The 6,985-nt window shown below is 55.8% G+C and carries 6 protein-coding genes, 1 pseudogene and 1 riboswitch; of the genes and pseudogenes, 3 read left to right on the plus strand and 4 right to left on the minus strand.

Annotated elements, in window-relative coordinates:
- Nucleotides 1-134, minus strand: a pseudogene (locus tag Q5H33_RS07700) (aldo/keto reductase); the annotation flags it as partial.
- 104 nt (nucleotides 135-238) lie between these two features.
- Nucleotides 239-342, plus strand: a riboswitch (TPP riboswitch).
- A 346-nt stretch (nucleotides 343-688) separates the two neighbouring features.
- Here Q5H33_RS07700 and thiS point away from each other — a divergent pair.
- From thiS to Q5H33_RS07715, 3 genes are all read left to right on the plus strand, one after another.
- Nucleotides 689-883 carry a sulfur carrier protein ThiS gene (gene thiS / locus Q5H33_RS07705; protein WP_003833700.1) on the plus strand — a complete coding sequence of 65 codons (195 nt, stop codon included), beginning with the start codon at nucleotides 689-691 and terminating at the stop codon, nucleotides 881-883.
- A gap of 127 nt (nucleotides 884-1,010) precedes the next feature.
- Entirely contained in the window at nucleotides 1,011-1,724 is a 714-nt protein-coding gene (gene thiF, locus Q5H33_RS07710) for a sulfur carrier protein ThiS adenylyltransferase ThiF (protein ID WP_065439069.1), read from the plus strand.
- A gap of 82 nt (nucleotides 1,725-1,806) precedes the next feature.
- Nucleotides 1,807-2,721 (plus strand): thiazole synthase, encoded by a 915-nt coding sequence (locus tag Q5H33_RS07715; RefSeq protein ID WP_302423871.1) that lies wholly within the window; start codon nucleotides 1,807-1,809, stop codon nucleotides 2,719-2,721.
- 126 nt (nucleotides 2,722-2,847) lie between these two features.
- Here the strand turns inward: Q5H33_RS07715 and Q5H33_RS07720 are convergent, their stop codons facing one another.
- The 3 genes from Q5H33_RS07720 to Q5H33_RS07730 form a co-directional block, all read right to left on the minus strand.
- Nucleotides 2,848-4,362 carry an amino acid permease gene (locus Q5H33_RS07720; protein ID WP_051662131.1) on the minus strand — a complete coding sequence of 505 codons (1,515 nt, stop codon included), beginning with the start codon at nucleotides 4,360-4,362 and terminating at the stop codon, nucleotides 2,848-2,850.
- Nucleotides 4,363-4,949: 587 nt separating this feature from the next.
- Complete coding sequence (locus tag Q5H33_RS07725) at nucleotides 4,950-5,456, minus strand: hypothetical protein (RefSeq protein WP_022244792.1); 507 nt, start codon at nucleotides 5,454-5,456, stop codon at nucleotides 4,950-4,952.
- A 334-nt stretch (nucleotides 5,457-5,790) separates the two neighbouring features.
- Nucleotides 5,791-6,985 (minus strand): isopeptide-forming domain-containing fimbrial protein (locus Q5H33_RS07730; protein WP_302423877.1); only part of this gene is annotated, 1,195 nt, incomplete at its 5' end.

Genomic DNA, 6,985 nt, shown 5'->3' on the forward strand with positions numbered 1-6,985 from the left:
ACACCCGCGTCCAAACCGGCATGAATCGTACGAATCGCGGTATCGCGATCCGGGCGTCCCTCAATCGCCAAAGCCATCGTTCCCATACCAAGCCGAGGAATCGTAAATCCTGCCAATTCACCGTTCATCATCATCTTCCCCTTCCTTGCAAGCACGCTGCCGATTCACACATGTTCACATCAAGACTAACCCAACGTGAACCGGCGCAAGCTTGTCGGGCGCGTGCGCGAAGATAAAAACACAACCGAACGGGAGCCGAAAGGCTGAGAGGGAGCTCATAGAGCTTCGACCGAGGACTTGATGCGGGTAATGCCGCCGTAAGGAGACGGGTTGTTCGCGCCGCGAGGCGCATCTCATTTCCGTTCGCGATAACCGAATATCGCGTGATTAGGGTCACGGAGGGGCGCACCACCTCATAGGGTACGGTTCCTTCGGCGACCCTTTTTTCGTACCAACCTTGAGTGCCCGATTCTGCAGAAACGGACGCACAAGCGGCTCGAACAAGCGTCTACGTGTCCGATTCACCAGAAACGGACATTCGTGGACTGAAATAGATGCCGTGCGTGTCCGATTCTGCAGAATCGGACATTTAAAGACCAACAATGAACCTCCGGATGTCCGATTCACCAGAAACGGACATTTGGAGTGCAGGAAGCATGTGTCACGACAGACACAGAAGGGAACCGCAATGATCATCAACGGTAAGGAAGAGAACATCGCCACGCCGATCACCGTGGCCGAACTGATCGAAAGCAAGGGCCTGCGCGCCGACCGCGTGGCTGTCGAGCTCAATGGTGAGATCGTGCCTCGCACCCAGCGTGCGCAGACGCAGCTCAAGGGCACCGATACGTTGGAAATCGTCACGTTCGTGCAGGGCGGCTGAACCACTTTCAAAATTTCTTGCGATTACGACCGGCACAATGCACGCGTAACAATCGCAAGAACATACAAAACACAACCAACCCGGCAAAAACAACGCACGAACGGAAAACGAGAATACGAGAACAACCATGACTTTTGAACCATCCGCATCGCAGGCGCAGATCGACGCCCGCCAGCACGCTTTCGACAACCAGCCCGACCCGACCACGCTCGTCAGCCGCGAAGAAATCCGTGCGGCCCTGCTCGACCGTCATACCGCAGCCACGCAAGACAAGCTCGACGCGGCGCACGTGGCCATTTGCGGCTGCGGCGGCCTCGGATCGACGATTGCGGTGGCGTTGACCCGCATTGGCGTCGGCCACCTGCATTTGATTGATTTTGATCGCGTGGATATGACGAATCTGAATCGTCAGCAGTATTTTTTGAAGGATCTTGGGCAGTACAAGACGGAAGCATTGCGCAGTAACTTGCGTCAGATCAATCCTTTTATCGATATCACCATCGATACCGTGAAAGTGACCGACGAGAACGTGCCGACGCTGTTCGACAATGAGGATATTATTTGCGAAGCGTTCGACGTGCCGGAAAACAAGACGATGCTGGTGAATGCCGTGCTTGAGAATCTGCCGGACAAGAAGCTGGTGAGCGCTTCTGGAATGGCGGGATTCCGCAGTTCCAATTTGGTGAATACTCGTCGCGTTTCGAAGAATTTCTACTTCTGCGGCGATGGCGAAACCGCTCCGGTGCCGGGCGCTGGTCTGATGGCACCGCGCGTGGGTGTGGTCGCCTGCCATGAAGCCAATATGATCACTCGCTTGATTCTCGGCGAAGAAGACGCCTGACAGCGAAACGCAAACACAAACGCAATTGCAATCGCAAATCGCAACGAATGACACAACACTAATCGCATAGTAAGGATTAACCATGAGCACCGAAAACACGATCACCACCGCGGAAAAAGACTTCGCGGCGGCACCGAACGCCACGCTCGACGAGCTGGTCGGCACCACCACGAACACCGCACTGCTGCCGGAACCGGATGCGCACGCGTATGACGAAATCGCCACCAGCGACGCCGATCCGTTGATCCTCGGCGGACACAAGTTCACGAGCCGCTTCATTCTCGGTTCCGGCCGCTACGATCTGAACCTCATCAAGGCGACCATTGAGAACGCGGGCACGCAGATCGTCACCATGGCGTTGCGTCGCTGCCGTACCACCGAAAACAATCTGCTCGATTACATTCCGAAAGGCATCACCATGCTGCCGAACACGTCCGGCGCACGCAATGCCGAGGAAGCGGTGCGTATTGCACGTCTCGCCCGCGAAGTGTGCCAGACGGACTTCGTGAAGGTGGAGATCGAACATGAGGCGAAGTATCTGCTGCCCGACAATGAGGAAACCATCAAAGCCACGAAACAGCTGGCAAAAGAAGGCTTCGTGGTCATGCCGTACATGTTCCCCGATCCGATTGCGGCGAAGCGTCTTGAAGACGCGGGTGCGGCTTGCGTAATGCCGCTCGGCGCGATGATCGGCTCGAATAAGGGTCTGCGTGCACGCGATTTCATTGAAGTGATCATCAAGAACTCTAATGTTCCGGTGATCATCGACGCTGGTATTGGCCGTCCGAGCCAGGCTGCGGAAGCCATGGAAATGGGCGCGGACGCGGTGATGGCATACACGGCCATCGCTTCCGCCGGCAATATTCCGCTGATGGCACGCGCGTTCAAGAAGGCGATCGAAGCGGGTCGTGAAGCGTATTTGTCTGGCTTGGGCAAGGTTACGGAAGATCATGCCGTGCCGTCCAGCCCGACGAACGAGGCCGACTACATCGGCTGATTTGCGCTGGATCCCGTAATGGGGATTCGCACAAAGACCATGCTGAAAGGGGCGTTTGCCGAACGTACGTGATGCACTCACGTTCGGCAAACGCCCCTTACTTGTATCCTGCGTTACCTGCAAACGTTACTGCTGCAAGGCTTCCTTAAGATCGCGATTCTGGAATCGTTCGTGTAGCAGGCAATATCCGCCAAACGCAACCAGCCAAATCAGACCGGCAATCGCAGAACCAATCGTGTCCGTCGACAGGAACAACGTGACATACACGAGCACAAAGAACGTGATCGCAATCCAATCAAACACCTGCCAAGCGGGCATGACGAAACCGTCCGGTAGAAAATCGCTGCTCTGACGATACCTGTGGTGGGCGAGCATCGTCAGCACGTAAATGAAAATCACCACAGCGCTGGCGGCCGAAGCGAATAGCACGAACGCGCCGGAAATACCCGGAATCGCGTTGATGATCGGGGAGAACAGAATCATGCAACCCGAAGCGACGATCGCCTTCGCAGGCACCTTGTGGTCGGAAACCTCAGCCAAACGCGCCATCGCAGGCGACTCGGAATCCGAAGCAAGCTGATACAAGTGACGACCGGCCGAATAAATCAGCGAATTCAACGCCGACGCGGCAGCCGTAATCACCACGAAGAACACCAGGGCGGCGGCCCAATCAAGACCCGCATATTTGAACACCATGATGAACGGCGAACCGAACGAGCCATCGGAATTCTCGTGAAAGTTACGCCAGGGCACAATAGCCATGATCGCGATCAGCGCGCCCACGTAGAAGATCAGAATACGCATGATCAGCTCGTTCACCGCCTTCGGCAGCACCTCGCGCGGATTCTGCGTTTCCGACACCGTGACACCCACGAATTCGATGAGCTGGTAGGCGAAAAACACCATTTGGAAGCTCATGAAGAAGTTCATCCAACCGTTCGGCGCGAGCTGGAAGCCGTCGGTGATATTCGTAAGGCTCACCGTGGCACCCGACACCGTGCCGTCCACGCCTTCGATGTGCGTGGCGGGGTAGCTGAAGCCGATGATCAGCATCACGATGGCGGTGACGATCAGACCGACGATCAGCGTGATCTTGATCATGGAGAACCAGAATTCCGCCTCGCCGAACACTTTCACCGCAATCAGATTGATGCCGGTGAGCGCTACGAGGAAGCACAGTTCGATCAACCACTTCCACGAGTTCAGGTCTATGCCGAATGTGCCGAAGAACGTTACGAAATATGTGCTTACGGCGGTGATTTCGGTCATGCCGGTCAGAATGAGCACGATCCAATACGTCCAGCCGGCGAACTTGCCCCACCCGCGGCCGAGATAGCGCGTGATGAAGTTGATGAACGTGTGCTGGCTAGGATCGCTGTACATCATTTCGCCGATGGCACGCATCAGCAGGAACATAATCAGGCCAACGCCGATATACACGAAAATGATGCTCGGGCCGGTCAGTGCGATCGACTTGCCGGAGCCTAGGAACAGGCCGGTGCCGATGGTGCCGCCGATGGCGATGAACTGGACATGGCGGTTTTTCAGGCCTCGCTCCATTTCATTGCTTTGGTCGAGGCTTTCGACGGATTTGATGTGCGCGGCGCTTGAGCCCGCGGAATTGGTGTTCTCGGAAGTCATAATGTTCACTACCCTACCCCGCGAACCGCACATTGCGCCCGCCGAAGCTTTGTTTTTGGGCACGTACGCAGATTTTGCGGCACTGGCGCATCCCGTTTGTGGTCAACCGTGCCCAGCCGACCACCTTATTCCCGTATTTTCGCCTCGCCATACCCCCTGCCGCCCTATCTCGCCTATATATGGCAGATTCACGAGGTTGACCGCTACTTTCTCGCTTACATATGGCACTTGCTCACGGCAAAACACCACTTAAGGGGGGGGTACGTTTTGGGCGTATTTCCGCAGGCTGACTGCCATATATAAGCGAAATGGCTCATGACGCATGAGCAAATCTGCCATATAAGTGAGATACGCCCAACTGTCCGACACAAATCGCGCCTCGCTTGTCTGATTCTGCAGAAACGGACATCCACAGCACACTTTCAGTACTCCAGTTGTCCGATTCTGGAGAAACGGACATCCGCAACGCACGTTCGCCGCATTACTTGTCCGATTCACCAGAAACGGACAACTGAGACCCGTTTTTGCCTGTGTACTTGTCCGATTCTGCAGAATCAGACACTTACGCGGCATAACGATGGTCTGGGTCAGGCGGTGGCGGCGATTTGCCCGCGCAGTTCGGCGTTCGCGCGCTCCAGTTCGTCGATACGGCGTGCCTGCTGTTTGATGATGATGCTCGCGGTTCCCACGTCGATACCGTCGTCGCCTTGCGCTTTGACGGGAATATGTTCCATCGTCCTGTTGGTGATGCTATCGAGGTTGCGCCTCATCACGAACGCATGCTCATACCGGTTGACGAGTTGCGCGATGATCTCGCTGTCGCTCATGTTGCCGCTGCCGGTCACGGATTTGATGGCCGACGTTTTCCAACGATCCACACACCGTTCGATGCGCTTGTATCCGATGAGATCCGGCGGAAGTCCCGCTTCCCGGAAGATTTTGGTTGGCGATTCGCCTGTCAAGTAGCGGATGGTGCACACTTGCTTGAACGAATCGGCGTAGGTGATGCGATTGCGCGTTACGTTGGCGACCGCTGGCAGTCCGCGCAATAGTTGGATTTCCTCGTCGCTGAATGCTCCCCCGCCTCGTGCCATGACACCCGCCTTTCCACTGTTTTCATGGATGTGCTTGCGATTGTAGGGTGCCATTGTCGTGAGATGCCCCCACCTGCAACCCCTGCATGATTGCTTTGTTTGACGCATGTTTTGATGCCTGTTTTGCCACTTGCGGATGTTTTTCATGCCGGATTTCGCCGTTTGATACCGGATTTCACCCGCTTCGATCCCGTATTGCCCCGTGCAAAACCTTCACCCCTAAAAAGTATGGAAAGGCACGAAAAGACACGAAAAGCGGGCATCCACGGATGGTTTCCGCGAATGCCCGCTTATTTCGTTTTTTTCGCTTATTGTTTCAGCGATTGAGCGCGTATCAGCGCACGCGCTGGCGCGACTTGAGTGCGACGGTAACGCCGGCACCTGCCACGAGCAGCGCCACCACGGTGAAGAGGGTCGTGCCCGCAGCACCGGTGAGCGGCAGCTGGGTGACGTTCTTCACGTTCTTGACCTGGTATTTATCGGAAGACTCCTTCGGAGCCAGGCCCCACACATCCGTACCCTTGAACTTGACCTCACCATTCTCAATGATGACATTGAACTTGGCCTTGAGGCTCTGCTGGAAGCCATTCGGAACCGTGGTTTCGTTGACTTCGTAGGTGCCATCTGCAAGACCCTTGAAGGTCACTGTGCCGGTCTTGTCAGAGGTGGCGGTGAACGAACCATCCACACCCGGAACGCGGATCGTGAACGTAGCACCGGCCAGCGGATTGCCTTGAGCGTCGGTCTTGGTAAAGGAGAACCCGCTATTGGTGATGGTAGTGCTGTCAGTAGCTTCAGCACCATTGTCGGAGAGCACGACCGCGTTAGTCACGGCCTTGCTGCCAGAGGCTCCCGCTTCAGTAACCTTGGCAGCATAGGTCACAGTAATGAGTGCACCTGCGGTCTGCTTCTGGATGGAACTGATGGTGACGGTGAAGGTGCCATTCTTGTTTTGGGCCACGGTGTAATCCGTACCCTTGTTCAGGCTCTTATCGCCGACCGTCACCTTAAGGGAATCGAAATCCACAGTCTGGCCCGCAGACGGGGTATCCGTGTAGGTGTAGCCGTAATCGCTGTAGTACTGCGTGTTCTGCGGCACCTTGCTCGTAATGGTGTATGTCACTTTCTGGCCAACGGAAGCGGTGATGACGTCCTCTCCATTCACCTTCTTGGTCACGGCAGTGGTCTGGTTCTTAATGGCCACAGTTGCCTCAGTGAGCGGATTCAGCACGCCATCCTTAACGTTACCGGAGCCAACGAGGATTGCGATAGACGGAGTGGCAGCTCCATTGGTGCCAACCGAGTAATCCGCGTCCACAAACAGGTACAGGCCTGCAGGGAGCGTCACAGTAGCGGAAGTGCCATTAGCGGCAGCACCCAAATCAACCTCTTCTGCGGTACCAAGCTTGTCAGTCGTGGTCTTCAGCGATTCCACAAACTTACGGGAAGCGCTATTATTCCATGCACCATCTGCAGAATTGTCCACAGACAGCACGCCTTCGGCGAGCGCCCAAGCCATCAGATCGCCG

It is taken from the genome of uncultured Bifidobacterium sp., assembly GCF_959020145.1.
In the GTDB taxonomy this organism is placed as follows: Bacteria; Actinomycetota; Actinomycetes; order Actinomycetales; family Bifidobacteriaceae; genus Bifidobacterium.

Excerpts from the sequence above, each read along its gene's own strand:
- thiS (WP_003833700.1), top strand. The coding sequence starts at position 689 with ATGATCATCAACGGTAAGGAAGAGAACATCGCCACGCCGATCACCGTG.
- thiF (WP_065439069.1), top strand. The coding sequence starts at position 1,011 with ATGACTTTTGAACCATCCGCATCGCAGGCGCAGATCGACGCCCGCCAG.
- Q5H33_RS07715 (WP_302423871.1), top strand. The coding sequence starts at position 1,807 with ATGAGCACCGAAAACACGATCACCACCGCGGAAAAAGACTTCGCGGCG.
- Q5H33_RS07720 (WP_051662131.1), bottom strand. The coding sequence starts at position 4,362 with ATGACTTCCGAGAACACCAATTCCGCGGGCTCAAGCGCCGCGCACATC.
- Q5H33_RS07725 (WP_022244792.1), bottom strand. The coding sequence starts at position 5,456 with ATGGCACGAGGCGGGGGAGCATTCAGCGACGAGGAAATCCAACTATTG.